Origin of the sequence: Neorhizobium petrolearium (assembly GCF_017873175.1) — a bacterium.
In the GTDB taxonomy this organism is placed as follows: domain Bacteria; phylum Pseudomonadota; class Alphaproteobacteria; order Rhizobiales; family Rhizobiaceae; genus Neorhizobium; species Neorhizobium petrolearium.
The window spans coordinates 50,420-66,357 of the sequence record NZ_JAGGJW010000019.1 but is presented as its reverse complement, the minus strand read 5'-3'; the positions used below and the strand labels follow the sequence as shown (position 1 = coordinate 66,357).

Sequence of the window (15,938 nt, the reverse complement as noted above, 5' to 3'; positions counted from 1 at the left end):
TCACGGACGCGCTCAGACGGTAGCGTATCATTTCAGTGCGATGTATGTCTGAGGATCAAGGGCGGCGGCGCGGACTGCGACTCGCAGGCCGGAAGCCTCGGCGACCATCTCGCGCAGCTTTCGGCAGACGTCTCTGATAGTCTCCTGCGTCCGGTCGGGCTTGGGCAGGATCATCAACTCGACGTTCACCTGCGGCTGGTCACTCAAACCCGCGACCCGAAGGACCGCGAACTGGCACCCGCTGGTGTCGACCTTGAGTTCGACGCACAGCATTTCCCGTATGGGTAACAGAGCTGACTTCAGGGAAGTTACGGACGCTTCGGGAAGCGTCTCGTCCACGTAGATTTTCATATTGGGCATGGGTTATCTCGCAATGGGGCAGAGCACAAATTCGAAAGGCGAGCGCCAGAGCGTCTCTGCGTCGCTGAGGCGTTCGTAAGGGGCAACAAGCGTGGTTTTCACACCGAAAACCGTGTCGGACTGCAGATAGGGGTCATCGCCGACGAAAGTGTGCGTGACGAGCTTCTGATACCCGTCCGCCGTGACCATGTAATGCATATGTGCGGGACGATAGGGATGGCGCCCGAGATGCCCCAACATCTGGCCAACCGGCCCGTCATCCGGTATGGGGTAGGAAACCGGCTTGATCCCGACAAAGCTGTAGCGACCATCGGGACCGGTAACGAAGATACCGCGATTGTTCCACTTTGGCTGGATATCGGGTTGCTGGACGTCGTAGAAGCCGTCGGCGTTGTCCGACCAGACGTCGATGCGCGCGCCTTCGATCGGGTTTCCTTCAAGATCAACGACTCGTCCTTCGAAGAGACAGCTTTCGCCCTTGCCATCGAGTGATATGCTATCGCCCATCGCCCGCACCGGCGCACCGACAACATGGAATGGTCCGAAGACAGTGTTTTCCGTCGCCCCCGCGGGCCTACGGTTGTTGATGGCATCGACGAGCATGGAAAAGCCGAGCGTGTCGGACAGGAGGATGAACTCCTGCCGTTCACCGCTACAGATCTGACCGGTTTTCGTCAGGAAATCGATGCCGACCTCCCACTCTTCCTGGGTCAGTTGAATTTCCTTCGCGAAGGCATGGAGATGCTTGACCAGACACGCCATGACTTCGGCAAGCCGCGGGTTCGTTTCCGCCCCCATGCGGGCATTCACCGCCTCGGCTGAACCTTCTTCGGTAAAATATTGGGTCATCTTAACTAACTCCTGAATGAATGAAGTGGGCCGTCTGTCTCAGGCGAGCGTTTGCGTTGCGGGCAACGGCGGGAGGGCACTCGGACCACTTCTTGTTGGCGCCATGTGGCGCAGAGGTAGAAGATCGAGGCCGGTGCGATCAACGAAGGTTCCCCAAAGCCCGCGTCGCGCAAACAGCATGATCCCGATGCCAAGTAGGCCGAGGATGATGAGGTAGACCGTTCCGTAGTCGGCCATGAGCCGCTGCAGGCAGTAAAACACCGCAACACCGACAATCGGCCCGGGCAAGGTCCCGATCCCGCCGATGACCACGACGAAGATTACAAATGCCGTCCAGTCGATGACTGAGAATGCAGCATCCGGTGTAACGCGCGTGATCTGGAGGAACATCAGCGCACCGCACAAACCGATCCCCAATCCCGATAGAATGAAGATGGCGGCTTTGATGCGAACCGGATCGACACCCACAGAACGGGCGGCATTAGCATTGTCGCGAATGGCTTGAAGCCCCAACCCGATCCGCGAGCGCAGGAAAAGGTAAGACGCCACGAACAGAACAAGGGCGAGCACCAAGGCTATCCAATAAGTCAGAGCATCGGTGGCAGCGGCGGTGCTGACATCGAGCAAATGCTTGATCGCGTCCACGCCGAACATGTCCTTGGTCGTGCCTTTTGGCAGCGAAGTACCTGTTCCGCCGCCGAGAGCCTTCCACTGGCCGGCGGCCAACCGGGCGATATCCGCCACAACCCAGGTACCGATGGCAAAGTAGGCGCCGTTCAGCCGGAAGGTGAAAAACGCCATCGGAACCGCGAACAGCGCTGCGACGAGACCGCCGATCAGAATGCCGACCAGTGGGTCAAGTCCCCAGAGAATGACCGCTGCAAATATCGCGTAGGCACCGATGCCGACGAATGCCTGCTGGCCGACCGAAACGAGACCCGCGAATCCGGCAAGCATGTTCCAGTTCATGGCAAGAACCAGCAGTGTCAGAACACCAAACAGATCCTGGATGACAGTCCGGGGAGCGAAGAACGGCAACGCAAACAGCGTGGCAACGATCACCACCGACAGGATCATCACCGAAGAACGGCCGGTTGCAAGAGAAGAAAGGTTCATGGCTTCAGACCTCAGTCGTTTGCGCGCGGAAAGAGGCCGCGGGGACGGATGAGAAGAACGAGGACGAAGGCGATATGCCCCGTCAGTATCTGCCATTCCGGATTGACCGCGGCACCCATGGTCTGTGCGAGACCGATGACAATGCCGCCGGCAAGCGTGCCCCAGAGACTGCCGAGGCCGCCGATAATGACTGCTTCGAAGGCGTAGAGCAGGCGTGCTGGTCCGATCGACGGATCGAAGTTGGCGCGCATGCCTAGATAGACAGCGGCAATGCTGGCAACGACGAGCGCGAGTCCGGTTGCGATGGCAAAGATCCGGTTCGGCCGGATACCCATCAGGCGGGCCGTGACGGCATCGTCAGATGTTGCTCGAAACGCCCGGCCGAGAGCGGTGGTATAGAAGAGGCGGTTCAGCGCGAATATGACGATCGCGGCGGTCGCAAGGGTCAGCAGCGGCATCACGCCGACCATCAGGGACCCGATCTGCAGTGATTGCGTCTCGACGGTACCGGCGGCAAGCTTCTGGCTGTTTGCAGAAAAGCCCTCCAGCAGCGCATTCTGAATGACGACGGACAGGCCAAACGTTACCAGCAGCGGTGGCAGTAGGTCATCGCCGAGCACCCTGTTCAGTACATGGGTCTGCAACAGCCAGCCGACGGCAAACATCACCGGTGCGGCCACCAGAACAGCAAGAAACGGATGCAATCCGAGGACGCTGGCGATGACGAGAATAAGATAAGCCGCCAACACGATCAGATCGCCGTGGGCCAGGTTGACGAGCCGCATGATCCCGAAGACGAGGCTGAGACCGGCGGCGAAGAGGGCATAAAGTCCACCGAGCAGGATGCCCTGCATGATCGTATCGAGGGTTATCATGCGTGCACTCCGAAATAGGCGTCATGGATGGCGTCTCTGGAAAGGTCATCAGGACGCCCCTCAAGCGTGATCCGGCCCTCCGCCATGCAGTAGACGCGATCCGCGACCTTTAGTGCCTGGCCGATATCCTGCTCGACCACGAGGATCGACGTTCCGACCGCCTTGATGCGAGGAACGGCCGCGTAAATGTCCTTGATGACGACAGGTGCGAGACCAAGCGAGATCTCGTCGCAAAGCAGGACGCGCGGATTGCTCATCAGTGCGCGGCCGATGGCCACCATCTGCTGCTGTCCGCCGGAAAGCGCGGTACCGGGGCTGCGCCGGCGTTCGTGAAGGATCGGGAAAAGTTCATAGAGGCTCTGCAGATTCCAGGGTCCATCGCCCTTGCGGGCATGGGCGCCGATCAGCAGGTTTTCCTCCACGGTCAGGGACGGAAACAGGCGGCGCCCTTCCGGCACGGTGGCGATGCCCTTGAGGAGAATGTCTGGAGCATCCAGATGATCGATGCGCTCACCCTCAAGCGCCACCTCTCCGGAACCGATCTTGACGATCCCGGTCAGCGCACGCATCAACGTGCTCTTGCCCGCACCGTTTGCCCCGATCATCGCGACCGTCTCGCCGGCATCGAGATGCAGGTCGATGCCGAACAGCGCCTCGAAATCACCGTAAAAGGCCGTGAGGCCCCTCATTTCGAGAAAATGCCCACTCATGCCTCGATCCCCAGATAGATCTCACGAACCTCCCGCGACGCCATGACGTCGTCCGGCGGGCCGGCCATGAGAACACGGCCGAAATTCAGCACCATCAAGCGCTCGACGACGCTGTTGAGGGCATGCAGTACGTGCTCGATCCAGATGATCGCCGTGCCGGCAGTGTGAATTTCCCGATGGTTGCGACCAGTTCCCGACACTCCGGCTCCGTCAGCCCGCCCGCGATCTCGTCGAGCAGAATGATGCGCGGCCTGGTTGCCATCGCCCGTGCCAGTTCCAGCCGCTTGCGCTGAAGCAGGGGCAGGCCGACGGCCTCCCGGTCGGCCTGCGGTGCCAAGCAGGTACGCTCGAGAATGTCCATGCAGAAATCAGGCGCGTCAGCGGCGGAAACGGTCCCGCCGAACCGTGCGGCGACCAGGAGATTTTCATAAACGGACAGCCGGCCGAACGGCTGCGGAATCTGGAACGACCGGCCGACGCCGCTTTCGCAGCGCTTCATCGCGCTGTCGCGGGTTACATCGCGCCCGTCGAGAAAGATCTGGCCACTATCGGCAGCGAAGTTCCCCGTGATGAGATTGAAGAGGGTCGATTTTCCCGCACCGTTCGGACCGATGATGCCGAGCGCTTCGCCGTCGCTGAGATCGAAGCTGACATCGTCTGTCACCTTCAACGCGCCGAAGGATTTCGATACGGCTTTGAGAGTTAGGATGGGCATGCTCGCTCCGATAAATCGTCAGACGCTTGGAGTGGCCAGCCGGCGCGATCGAGCCGGCTGGTAGCTCCGTTAAGCAAGCAGTTCCAGCTTGCCGCCGAGCGGAATCTCCGGCGCATTGGCGTTTTCAACGATGACCAGATCAAAGGTGCCGTCGCTCTTTCGGCGCCACTGCCCGCCGACCAGCGGTGTTTTCGCCACGTTCTTGCGAGCAAAGGGTGGCAGGTTGTCCTTGCCCCATTTGATGTTGCCCACAACGGTATCGAGGTTGGTGGCGGAGATGGCTTCCACGACCGCTTCGCTGTCGGTCGGGTCAGACGCTCGCTTCAAGACATCGGCTGCAAGCTCGAATAGCGCGTGGGTAAAGCCAACAGGTTGTGTCCATTGCCGCTTGGCCGCTTTCGAGAAGCCATCGGCCAGTTCAGCCGAGCTTTCGCCTGTCAGAGACGACTTGTAGGGGAATGCCGGCGACCAGTAGATTTCCGCCGTCAGGTTGTGGCCAAGATCGCCCAGCGCTACCACGCTCTCCGGGAACAGCAATGCCTTGGCAATCGAGACGATCTTGGGCTTGAACCCCTGCTGGGCCGCCTGCGTCCAGAAGGTCGTGAAATCGGGCGGGATCGGTATGCCGGTGAAGATATCGCAGCCTGCCTGCTTGAAAGCGTTGATCTGGGCGCTGAAGTCATCCGTCAGATTCTGGTAGCGGCCCGGGTCGGTCAGTTCATATCCCGCAGCCTTAGCCGCCGGTGGCATGCCGACATCCGAGGCCCAGGCATTGCCGTCCCCGTCGTTCGGCCACAGTGCGCCAATCTTCTTGGTGGTGTCGAGGCTGTTCCACATCTTGAGGAAGACGGAAACGTTGTCTTCCAGTCCCCAGAAGAAGTGATAGGCGTAATCGAACTCCTGCCAGCTTACCGGATCGGCAGGATTTCCCTGCTGCCCGATGAACCAGGGCTGCCACGGCGCAACGGAGGAGATGACCGGCACTTCCTCGCTTTCGCCGATGGCGCAGACCGGATTGGTGGTTTCCGGCGTCGAGGCAACGAGGATCAGGTTCACTTCGTCGCGGCTGATCAGTTCCTTGGCGACTTCGGCTGTCCGGTTCGGGTTGGACTGGCTGTCCTTGACGATGACCTCGACGTTAAGGCCTAACCCCTTGGCGCTCTCGAGGAATTTCGCGACCATATAGCTGTCCGCCTGGGCGAAGGCCGAAAGTGGGCCGGACTGAGGCGTCACATAGCCGATCTTGATCTTCGTACCGCTGGCAAGCGCCGGCATGGCGAAGCTGGCCGCATAGGCGGCGGCAGTGGTTTTCAGCAGTTGTCTTCTGGTAAACATCGCATTCTCCTCCCGTTTCGTGCCAATTACTCGGGTCGTGAACCGCTCCATGCGCGTTGCAGGAGATCACGGATCGCCTGCTTCTCGATGGGGCGGGGGTTCCAATAGGAATTGGTGGTCGTAAGCTCGGCGGCGCGATCGAGATCGTCGGCTCCAAGACCGAGCGCCTTCAGGCTCGTCGGCGCGCCAAGGGCTGCTGAAAAGTCGAACAATCCGCTGGCCGCGGTGGACGTCCCGAAAATTCCGGCCACCGGCAAAAGCAGTTCGGGAACCGCCGTTTCCGTATAGGCGACCGTATGCGGTAGCATGACTGCGTGCGTTTCCGCATGCGGCAGGTCGAACGTGCCGCCGAGCGTGTGACAAATCTTGTGATGCAGCGCCATTCCGACCATGCCGAGCACGCTGCCGCACAGCCAGGAGCCATAGAGTGCGTTCGACCGCGCCACGGCGTCGCCCGGATTGGGGACTATATCAGGCAAAGCCGCCTTCAAGGCGCGAATACCTTCGATCGCCATCATCGACGCAATGGGATTGCGGTCCTGCGCATAAAGACCTTCGGCGGCATGCGCGATCGCATTAAGCCCCGAGGTGACGCTCATCGCGACCGGAAGCGCATGCGTGAGATCCGGATCGTAGATGACCGTTTCCGGCAGGATCGACGGACCGCGGACCGTCGTCTTCACACCATTCTCGGTCTGCCCGAGAATGGGCGTGACCTCCGATCCGGCATAGGTGGTGGCAATGACGATCTGCGGCGCGTCGTTGCGGTAGGCAATGGCCTTGCCGAGCCCGATCGTCGAGCCGCCACCAAAGGCGACCACGCAATCCGCCCCCGCAGCGGCGTAGGCGGCCATTGCTTTTTCAGTCACCTCGACCGGGGTGTGCATGGCCGCATTGGCGAAAACGCCAGCAGCAAGATCGCCAAGGCCTGCCGCTATCGCCTCGACATCAGACTTCTGAAAAGGAGTCGACAACAGCAGAGCGCGGCTGCAGCCCAAGCGGCGAATTTCCGCGCCAAGCTCGGCCCTTTTGCCCGCACCGAATAGAATCCGTGCCGGATTTCCCGTATAGATGAATGACTGGTCCACGACCTTATCCTTTCGGCAAGTGTCTTGAGGGGCCTGACCGGCTACGGTTAGGCTCCCGCGCTCGTCAGGCCACCGCCCGTTCCGCCACTTCATTCAGGCAGGCGCGCTCCAGCACACTTTCAAACCGATGACGAAGCTCCTCCGGCGTGGAGGCGGTCGCGGCGACGTAGAAATCTGGACGGAGAAGGACGTAGCTTGCGCCGATGCTTTTCAGCCACTTGGCATAGGTTCCTTCACTGTCGACAGCGTCGCAATCTGCTCCCGCTGCACCGATGCGAACGGTGCGGCCGCCGAGCCTATGCAGGTTTCGCAGTTGATCTGGATGAAGTGCACTTGCGGGGTCTGCATCGAGTCCCAGCACCATCCAGCCGAAGCCGACCGCCTGGTCAAAGCGGTCCTTCTTCCCATTCGCCTCGACCACGCCCTGCACCGAAAGTTCGCCCGCATGATGGGATTCCGGCAACCAAACGCCCGCCCCAAGCTGACAGATATCGGTCGGGAGTGGCTTGAAGTTCCGCGCTTCCAGCTCGGCCTTCATCTGGCGGTCACGCTCGGCCGCCTCTTCAGGATCGGAGATGCAGATGATCTTGCCGAGCTGCTGGCTAAAGTCGATATAGTGCTTGGCGTGTTCCAGACGCTCCGTCGTGTAGCTGTCGAGAACCTTGTCCGACAGCGTGCCGTCCAGAATCCCGTTCAGGCGCCATCCAAGCGCGAAGGCATCGCGCAAGCCGGCGCACATGCCTTCGCCTGCGAAGGGCGGCATCAGGTGCGCGGCATCGCCCGCAATCGCGCAACGCCCCATGTTCCACTGCTTTGCCCAACGCGCCTGGAAGCGGTAGACGGCGCTGCGTTCCAGCGTCGCGTTTTCCCGCGTCAGCCCCCAGGGCTCCAAGAGCTTCCAGGCATTGTCCTCAAGCGCGAGTTCGGCCGGGTTTTCGCCGGGAAGCACCATATATTCCCAACGTCGGCGCCCGGGACCGCCGGGAACGATCGTCGTCGGCCGGCGTGGATCGCAGAGCTGCCACTGGGCGGGCTGCATGACGTATTCGCCATGAGGGATCATGTCGAGGATCAGCCAGTCGAAGAAATAGCCCTTGTCCTCGTTCTCGATGCCGAGCGCCTGCCGGACGAAGCTGTTCGCACCATCGGCGCCCACGACATACTTCGCCTGAATCGTCAGCTTTGCCGTGCTTTCCGCATCCTCGACGGGATTGCGCTGCAGGTCCAGCGTGACACCATTTTCGTGCTGGACGAGACCGCAGGCCTCGAAACCATTGATATGCGTGATATCAGGATATTGCGCCGAAATCCCCGTCAGGCGCTTCTCGAGGTCCGGCTGGTTGAACCAGTAGCGGACACGCCAGCCTGATGCCGAAGTGCTCTGCCAGTCGACGATCTGGATGTTCTCGCCCTTGGCGTCCTTCCAGTAATATAGCTCGTCGTGATAGTTGATTGCCGGATCGTTTTCGCTGTCGATGCCCAGCACCGCAAGTATGCGGGCGATTTCATGGTCGTAAGTAACGGCGCGCGGGCGGCCATAAGTCTCCGTCCACCGCTCGATCAGCGCGACTTTCCTCCCGGCCTTGCCCAGAAGAATTGTCAGAAGGGTTCCGACCGGACCGCCGCCTACAATGGCAACGTCAGCGTGAAACAGCTTGCCATCCGGCGCAATTCGGTTTGACTTGTTGTTCAATTTTTCCTCCGTCTTCAAACACGCCTTCCAGGCGCACAGCGACGCCCTCACCGGATTGGTCAATCCCGCGCGATTTCAAATTTTCCATTGAGTCTTTTCAGGCGTGAAAGCAGGCCATCGGTGCCTTGCCCTTGGTTACGCCCCGGAAACGCTTTTCCGTATTGCACTCGATGGTTCGAGTGAACGCCGGAAATACCTCACCGATAAAATCCTCCAACTCCTCCGCTAGAATTGACGGTAGTTCAAAAATGAATGCCATTCAATATGGAATTTTGCTCAATATCAAAGACGACGCCTGGATGCCCTCATTACAAATCGCATCTTCGCCCGTTGAACTAACCGCCATCATGAGAGAGATGTACAATTGAGCTGATCCGCCAACGATTTCGCCGGGTGGATACCTGTCGAGCCTCGTATTCGAACGAGATCCGGATATGAGAATTGAATCAAGGACGAGAAGGTTATGGATACGAAGCAGACTGAGGGGAGAGTCGCCAGGCGGCAGAAGCGCAATCGCATCGCCCTGCTAGAGGCCGGCGAGGAGGTCATGTCGGAGAAGGGGATCGACGCCGCCACAATGCAAGAGATAGCTGAGCGCGCCGACGTAGGCGCTGGGACCGTCTACAACTACTTCAAGTCCAAGGACGATTTGGCCGTTGCCGTTCTCGAGAACGTCATGGAGCGCTTGGCAGAACGAATCGAGGACGTAACGGACACATTCTCCGACCCTGCCCAGGTCTACGCATTCGGTATTCGTCAAGTGCTCAAAACGGCCACCGGCGATGTACGATGGAGGCAACTGCTCCATCGCTCCGAAGTCATCGCTGACGCGCTCTACCGTCGAATGGGGCCGTACCCGATGCGGGACATGCGTCTGGCTACTGAGGCCGGCCGCTTCAATGTGCCGGATCCAGCCCTTATTTGGCGCTTGACCTCGCATGCTATCGTTGGCTTTGCCCTCGGGATCACCAAGGGCTCTCTGCCCCCCAGTTCCATTGACGAAGCTGTTATCCGGCTCTTGTGCATGACGGGACTTACTATCGATGATGCGGCTGAACTCGCAGCGCGACCATGTCCGCCGCTGCCCCCCGAACCCGCCCCGCGCAAGAATCGGATGCGCACCGACATTTAGTTGGAGAATGCCGGCCAGGGCGAGCCACTAAGCGGCAGTCAGCAACTCGGCGTGCTGGACGCTTGGCATTCACGCCCATCACGTTGGCAAAAGAGAGAACTCGCCGTCGGGCGCAGGAAATCGTCAACGACCATCCTCGGTTTGTTGCGGCGTGTTTCTTCGTTCCCAGCGAGAAACGTTTGAATTCGTTCGGATGTTATCCCAGGCATCACCATTCGGAAGTCGTCAGCGTCCGAGCCTGGCGGCAAACCAGTCGGCGACCATAGCGGTTCGTTCGAAGCTGTGATTGTACATCGTGTGCTCACCGTCCGGCCAGATATGGAAGACTTTCTTGCCGCTCGCGGCATCCAGGAAGGGTTTTTGATCCTCCAGTTTGACCTAGCGCGCGATGGGAAGATATGCGACGCTCCAGCCACTTTGACCGCCGAACAATGTGACAGTATCTCTTGTGCGCCGTCCTCCTTCGGGCGAAGCACAGTCAATCAGGTTTTTGCCCTCGAACGGTACTTCAACGCGTTCAAAGGGCAGATCTGAGACCTTGCTGAGCTTGCCGCAAGCAGCAACGAGCTTGCGATAGAGTTCGACTTGGCAGGCTCATCGAAATTGAGGGCCATCTGCGCGAAGGCAGCGACGAAACGTCCCTCTTCTTCGGCCCGGTCCGCTTGCGCCAGCCGCTCCGACGCGATCGTTTCTGCCGCTTGTTCCCACGACGTCGGCTCGCTGGTCATCCGAAACAGGCGCGTGGCATCGGCGTAATCGATGCCGCAATCCAGGAGCGAGAAGCAACGGCAGTTCGTTCAAATTCCCGATCGTATCCGCCGAAACGAAAGATGCATTTAGGGCGAGCGTCCGATCCCGCCTCGCAGGTGCCACTACCCGCCAGTGCGCTGGCGGCCCCAAAAAGGACGTTCATTATCTGGCGCGGAGCGTCAACAACGGGTCGCGCTTTGCCGTCTACAGGGAGACTGTCCAAGGGCTGTTGTGTGACGAAACCCGCCAAATCCCTATCGTGTGAAAGTTGTCGTGATCGCTTAGGGTAACCCGCCCCATCAATCATAGTGTGCCTAGTACGCCTGCCCCATCTCGCTCGCCAACTTCACCGCGCCGAGAACAGGTGGATCGCGCACGAGAAACACGATGAGGCCGTATCGCTCCCGGATAAGGCGACTCACATGGCTGAAGAACCGAGCCTGGCTTTCGAGGACGCCGCCTCCGGCAAAAACCGGCCCGGGTGCGCCGCGTCGGTGAAGCCTGCCGACCAGATCTGCAAGACTGGACGCCCCCTCCTCCAGAACGCGCCCGGCGATCCTGGAGCCACGTGCTGCAACCTCGAAGATCGCAGGTACGTGGCATGCCAGGGAAGGCGCAGACGGCGCCTCCGCCAGCCGCTCGTTCGCGCGCAGAAGTCTTGGGATCGCCAGGCTCTCCATCAGCGCCTGCGAAAGCTGGCGATCCGGCATTCCAAGATCCTCGGCGGCGAGCGCCTCCTGAAGGGCGCGCCGAACCAAACCGGCCCCGCCGCCATCATCGCCAATGAGCCATCCCCAGCCGCCGGCCGATATCAGCGTGCCGGCGCGGTCTCTCGCGACAGCAATGGACCCCGTTCCGGCAATGAGCGAAATGCCTCGCCCATGGCCTGCAGCCGCAAGCAGCTCTGCGTCGTTCACGACCCGGATGTTCCACCCCGTCACATCACGAAGCGCGGTCTCGCAACGGCGGAGTGCCTGTTCGTCGTTGCAGCCGTTCGCCCCCATGACAACCTTCGACGGCGTACTCCCGTCGAAGGTCGCCTCCACGAGTCGCTTCAACCGAAGGCAATCCTCATCGGAATAGCTGGCGTGCCTCCAGGCAACCGTCGGAACCTGATGATCGGCCCGAAGGACTCCGTCGTGAGCGATCATCCAGCGCGTCTTGGTGCCGCCGACATCGATGCCGAGAGCGACTTCGGGCGCCCGCATCAGATCTGTTGCCCGAGGCTTGCACCATCGCCGACGGCAACGACACCCCCGATGATCACCGACTTCACGTTGAGATCACGGTCGAGCACCACGAAGTCCGCCATCTTGCCCGTCTCGATGCTTCCGATGTCGCCCGCAGCGCCAACCAGTTCCGCCGGCGTCAGCGACGCCATCCGAACGACCGAAGGCAGATCGCGTCCGACGGCATGCGCCATCGTTCGAACCATCCGGTCCATCCCGTGCATGGAACTTGCAAGGCTTCCATCGGCGCCTCTGACCGAGTTGCCGTCGCTGAACACCCAGGTGCCGTCATCTTCCGAGCCGAACCTGTACTTGCCGGGAGGCGCATCCATGGCGCGGTTCGCGTCCGTAACCAGGCAGGTCCTTTGCGGGCCGATCATCTCGAAGGCGAAGCGCAGGAGATCGTCGGAGAGATGGATGCCATCAGCGATGACCTCGGTGCTCATCTCGTCGTTCATGAGAACGTATTGTTCCATGCCCGCCTGCATCGGCGTGCCAAAGCGCTGCCGCAACGACGACACGGAGCTCATTGCGCACCAAAAGTGATCGACATGCCGCATGCCACGTGCAAACGCCGCCTCCAACTCGCCCCATGCCGCATTCGAGTGGCCGCAGGTGATGAAGCAGCCTTGCTGGCGCGCGAACTCGAAAAACTCGAGCGCGCCTGGCAGCTCGGATGCGCATGTCGCGATCCGGACGATCTCCTTGGTCAGGAAGTATTCGTACTCTTCCCGAACGGGATCCCGGCGGCCTTCCTTAGAATGGACCCCAACCTTGTCCTCGGCGAAATAGGGACCGTAGAAGTGCACGCCGGCGATCCGGGCACCATCCGAGGGCAACCAATTCGATTGCACGTTTTCGCACGCTTTGATCATCGCATCGAGTTGCTCGAACGATCCGGTGGTCGTCGTCGGGAACACCGAGGTGGTGCCATGTCGCGCATGGGCACGATTGACCGTCCTTACCGCTTCAGCCGTGCCATCCATGTAGTCTGCGCCCGCGGCCCCATGGATGTGGATATCGACAAAACCCGGGCAAATAAAGTGATCGGACATGTCGAGTACGTTCACGGTCTCGCCAATTTCCCAATCGGCCGCAACGTTCGCAATGCGGTCACCGTGACATTCGACCACCGCGTTTTCCAGAACCCTGTTCGGCAGGACGACATTTCCTTTGATCGCCAAAGCGCTCATCACATAATCCTTGTTGAGATCTTGTGATTCCTGTATATGCACGAATACGTACAATCATGCAATCTGGATGGAGCAGGAAATTGGAATCGACCCCGGACGAGCGCCGTAAATTCATTCTTGCTGAACTGCAGTCAAAGGGCCGCCTTTCCACCGCCGACCTGGCAGAGCGCTTCTCGCTGTCGGAGGACACGGCGCGGCGCGATTTTCGGGAACTCGCAGCCGACGGCCTGATCAAGCGCGTTCACGGCGCTGCCCTCCCGGTGACGCCCGGTGAACAACCCTTCCAGGCACGATATAAGATCGCCAGGGACGTAAAGACGAAGCTTGCACGCATCGCCGCCGAGATCGTTCTGCCCGATCAGATCATCATGATCGATGGCGGAACCACCAATCTTGAGCTTGCCAAGCATCTGCCACTGGACTTGAGGGCAACAGTCATCACCAACAGCCCAACCATTGCGACGGCGACAGCCGAACACCGAAACCTCGAGGTCATCCTTCTCGGCGGGGTCTTCGACAAGCGGAGCCAGATGACTTTGGGCGCGCGTGTCCTCGAGCAAATCCACGCCCTGAGCGCGGACATCTGCTTTATCGGTGTTCATGGTCTGCATGAGGAGTACGGCCTGACCACCGCCGGCTATGACGAAGCGGCGGTCAAAGCCGCGATGCTGCAGGTGTCCGCCGAGGTGGTCGCGATCGCGACACCTGACAAGATCGGAACCGTCGGCGCCTACAAATTCGCCCCGCTCTCGGCGGTCGATGTTCTGGTGACCGACCGCAGTGTCCGCGACAGCCCGACGCTGGAGAAAGTTAGCGCCAGGGTCGTAACGGACTAAAGCGTTCGGCCCCAATAGTCAGGCGCTGTGGCTAGCGGCGGTTTATGCTGGAGGGACACCTCGTTCGCGGAGGTAACGAATGAAACATTGGTTGGACAAGTTGGTCGACCTTGCCGCAATCCCTGGCGACGAAGGCATCCTGAAACTCGCCCTTGCGGCTCTTACCGAACAGCTCGGGCTCGCAGGCTATGCCTATCTCAATATCCAGCCAGGACGTTCCGTCGCAATTTCGAACTATCACCACGAATGGCAGTCCGACTATTTTGAGAAGGGCTATCTCACGATCGATCCGATAATTCGACGCGCCAGATCGCTGAAACGGACCTTCACCTGGACCGGCGAGCAGCACATGACGTCGCCTTCAATGGCCGAGCGGTCCTTTTTCGCGCATGCGGCAGACTTCGGGATTCGGTCCGGCGTCACAGTCCCAATCAAAGCCGCATACGGCTCCATCGCAATGTTCACGCTTGCCTCGGAGAAGCCGGCAATCGGCCTGGACCGCGAGATCGACCCCGTCGAGGCTGCATCCGCGGTCGCGCAGCTGCATGCCCGTATTAATCTCGCTGACCCGACCCCGAGTGTCGAAGAACCGATCGGTCTCGATCCCAAAGGCGCCGCCTATCTTAGCTGGATCGCTGTCGGCAAAACGATGGAGGAAGCGGCGGACCTCGAGGGCGTCAAGTACAACAGCGTGCGCGTCAAGATCGCCGAAACAAAGAAACGATTCGACGTGCACACCCTGACCCACCTGACTGCCGTCGCCATTCGCCGAAAGCTGATCTGAGCCTCAGCTCACCGAGACTTTTGGAATATAGCCGAGGATGGTGACCAGCGTGTTCACCACATACATCTGCGCGTGCATCTCCATGCAGGCCTGGATGTAAGTGAGGTGATGAGCGCCGCCCGCCGCCTTACCGGATTTGTAGGTGTCGGGCAGAGCCTGGAACAGCCGATCTGCATTGTCGACCAGACGCCGATGGGTCCGGATAGCATCCACCGTCAAGCTTTCCAGGTCAACCTTGGGCAGACCCTGCGTCAGTCCGTACACGGAACGCATTTCGAGCTTATCTTCCGAAGTAGGCGCGTCCAATGTCATTCGATCCAGTCTCCGGATTGTCCGCGGTGCGCCCCCGCAAACGTTAATCCCTGATCCCAAGCCGGGGGTTGGAAACTGTACCTGGACAGTCCTGCGACCTTTAGTACCGGAGCACCTGGACATACGTCACAGGCCCCCGGCCAATCGGTCAGAGGATTCTGGTGCTGCAACGGCCAGCACCAACCGCCAGATAGAGGTTTCCACACCTCGGGGCAGCGCGTACTGCCCTATCCGCCCTTATAGAGGGCGGAAGCTGAATTCGCCAGTGCAAACATGCACATGATCACGTAAGTCGGGCGGTGAACTTCGCGAGCATCAAGATCATTCAGCCCCCAATTCCTGAAAGATCAATACGAATGCCCGCCTTGTTTGGATCGTCGCCGCGGGCGTCGTCTTCGGCAGGATCGCTCACCTCCCCACCGGCAGAATCTGCTGACTGCTCGACAGCATCACTCGCAGGCTGCTTATCGGGTTCCGGCACCTGCACCTCACCAGGATCCGGCGCCCGAAACACCGCCACTCCCTCGAAATACCCCGTCTGCCAGGCGATGATCGCGTCATCGAACACGTGAGGAAGAGCCTCTTTCTCAGTGGGGTTTCCGTACCATTTGGTGACGATACGATAGACCCTGGCGAAGAGGGCTGTGCCCATGCGGAGGTTTTCACAAGGATCGACCAGGTCCGGTTTCAGCTCACCGGCCTCCATGATGCCGAGTCCCGCCGGATATTGGGTGATGCCGACGCGCACGATGTTACGCCCGACGTTCTGGCGGATCAGCTCCATTGCCTCGTCGGACGTCGCGGGCGTCGGCACGAGCACCATGCGGTTTCCGGACCTCACTGTAACGGCGAGCGGATCCTGCGACCCCGCCCGCTCAATGAACTGTTCGACAATCGCGGGCTTTAAGCCCGGGTCGGCGCATTGTTTGATGAGGGCGGCATCGACCATCTGATTGTCTCC

Annotated in this window: 16 protein-coding genes and 1 pseudogene; 3 read left to right on the top strand and 14 right to left on the bottom strand. The window is 60.1% G+C overall.

The genetic code is table 11. The features are described from left to right. Positions 1–27: 27 nt before the first annotated feature. The 9 genes and pseudogenes from J2046_RS28790 to mhpA all read right to left on the bottom strand — a co-directional run bounded on the left by J2046_RS28790 (position 28) and on the right by mhpA (position 8,741). Complete coding sequence (locus J2046_RS28790) at positions 28–360, bottom strand: hypothetical protein (RefSeq protein ID WP_210057669.1); 333 nt, start codon at positions 358–360, stop codon at positions 28–30. A gap of 3 nt (positions 361–363) precedes the next feature. Continuing rightward, on the bottom strand, positions 364–1,209 hold the full coding sequence (locus tag J2046_RS28785) for an intradiol ring-cleavage dioxygenase (protein WP_210057667.1): 846 nt from the start codon (positions 1,207–1,209) through the stop codon (positions 364–366). Between the two features lie 39 nt (positions 1,210–1,248). Continuing rightward, positions 1,249–2,325, bottom strand: a complete 1,077-nt coding sequence (locus J2046_RS28780; protein WP_210057665.1) for a branched-chain amino acid ABC transporter permease — start codon at positions 2,323–2,325, stop codon at positions 1,249–1,251. Positions 2,326–2,336: 11 nt separating this feature from the next. Continuing rightward, the gene (locus J2046_RS28775; protein ID WP_210057663.1) at positions 2,337–3,200 is read right to left on the bottom strand and encodes a branched-chain amino acid ABC transporter permease; all 864 of its coding nucleotides are present in this window, start codon (positions 3,198–3,200) and stop codon (positions 2,337–2,339) included. Continuing rightward, positions 3,197–3,910, bottom strand: a complete 714-nt coding sequence (locus J2046_RS28770; protein WP_210057661.1) for an ABC transporter ATP-binding protein — start codon at positions 3,908–3,910, stop codon at positions 3,197–3,199. Before J2046_RS28770 ends, J2046_RS28775 begins: the two co-directional genes overlap by 4 nt. Continuing rightward, positions 3,907–4,625, bottom strand: a pseudogene (locus tag J2046_RS28765) (ABC transporter ATP-binding protein). Before J2046_RS28765 ends, J2046_RS28770 begins: the two are co-directional and overlap by 4 nt. Before the next feature lie 69 nt (positions 4,626–4,694). Next, entirely contained in the window at positions 4,695–5,960 is a 1,266-nt protein-coding gene (locus J2046_RS28760) for an ABC transporter substrate-binding protein (protein ID WP_210057659.1), read from the bottom strand. 26 nt (positions 5,961–5,986) lie between these two features. After that, the gene (locus J2046_RS28755; protein ID WP_210057657.1) at positions 5,987–7,048 is read right to left on the bottom strand and encodes a maleylacetate reductase; all 1,062 of its coding nucleotides are present in this window, start codon (positions 7,046–7,048) and stop codon (positions 5,987–5,989) included. A 64-nt stretch (positions 7,049–7,112) separates the two neighbouring features. Then, entirely contained in the window at positions 7,113–8,741 is a 1,629-nt protein-coding gene (gene mhpA, locus J2046_RS28750; RefSeq protein WP_210057655.1) for a bifunctional 3-(3-hydroxy-phenyl)propionate/3-hydroxycinnamic acid hydroxylase MhpA, read from the bottom strand. 463 nt (positions 8,742–9,204) lie between these two features. Between mhpA and J2046_RS28745 the strand changes: the two genes are divergently transcribed. Further along, positions 9,205–9,873, top strand: coding sequence for a TetR/AcrR family transcriptional regulator (locus tag J2046_RS28745; protein WP_210057653.1), 669 nt, complete (start codon positions 9,205–9,207; stop codon positions 9,871–9,873). 482 nt (positions 9,874–10,355) lie between these two features. Here J2046_RS28745 and J2046_RS28740 read toward each other — a convergent pair whose 3' ends face one another. From J2046_RS28740 to J2046_RS28730, 3 genes are all read right to left on the bottom strand, one after another. Beyond that, entirely contained in the window at positions 10,356–10,601 is a 246-nt protein-coding gene (locus J2046_RS28740) for a hypothetical protein (protein ID WP_210057651.1), read from the bottom strand. A gap of 336 nt (positions 10,602–10,937) precedes the next feature. Next, entirely contained in the window at positions 10,938–11,831 is an 894-nt protein-coding gene (locus tag J2046_RS28735; protein ID WP_210057649.1) for an N-acetylglucosamine kinase, read from the bottom strand. Continuing rightward, entirely contained in the window at positions 11,831–13,045 is a 1,215-nt protein-coding gene (locus J2046_RS28730) for an N-acetylglucosamine-6-phosphate deacetylase (protein ID WP_210057648.1), read from the bottom strand. Before J2046_RS28730 ends, J2046_RS28735 begins: the two co-directional genes overlap by 1 nt. A gap of 80 nt (positions 13,046–13,125) precedes the next feature. Between J2046_RS28730 and J2046_RS28725 the strand changes: the two genes are divergently transcribed. Together J2046_RS28725 and traR are read left to right on the top strand one after the other, a co-directional pair. Further along, a complete protein-coding gene (locus tag J2046_RS28725) occupies positions 13,126–13,881 on the top strand; it encodes a DeoR/GlpR family DNA-binding transcription regulator (RefSeq protein WP_210057646.1) in 756 nt (251 codons plus the stop codon). A 79-nt stretch (positions 13,882–13,960) separates the two neighbouring features. Further along, positions 13,961–14,665: an autoinducer-binding transcriptional regulator TraR gene (gene traR, locus J2046_RS28720; protein ID WP_210057644.1), complete on the top strand. Its 705-nt coding sequence runs from the start codon at positions 13,961–13,963 to the stop codon at positions 14,663–14,665. A gap of 3 nt (positions 14,666–14,668) precedes the next feature. Here the strand turns inward: traR and J2046_RS28715 are convergent, their stop codons facing one another. Both J2046_RS28715 and J2046_RS28710 read right to left on the bottom strand, forming a co-directional pair. Then, entirely contained in the window at positions 14,669–14,977 is a 309-nt protein-coding gene (locus J2046_RS28715) for a transcriptional repressor TraM (RefSeq protein WP_210057642.1), read from the bottom strand. 325 nt (positions 14,978–15,302) lie between these two features. Further along, positions 15,303–15,926, bottom strand: a complete 624-nt coding sequence (locus tag J2046_RS28710) for a TraH family protein (protein WP_210057641.1) — start codon at positions 15,924–15,926, stop codon at positions 15,303–15,305. Positions 15,927–15,938 lie beyond the last annotated feature (12 nt).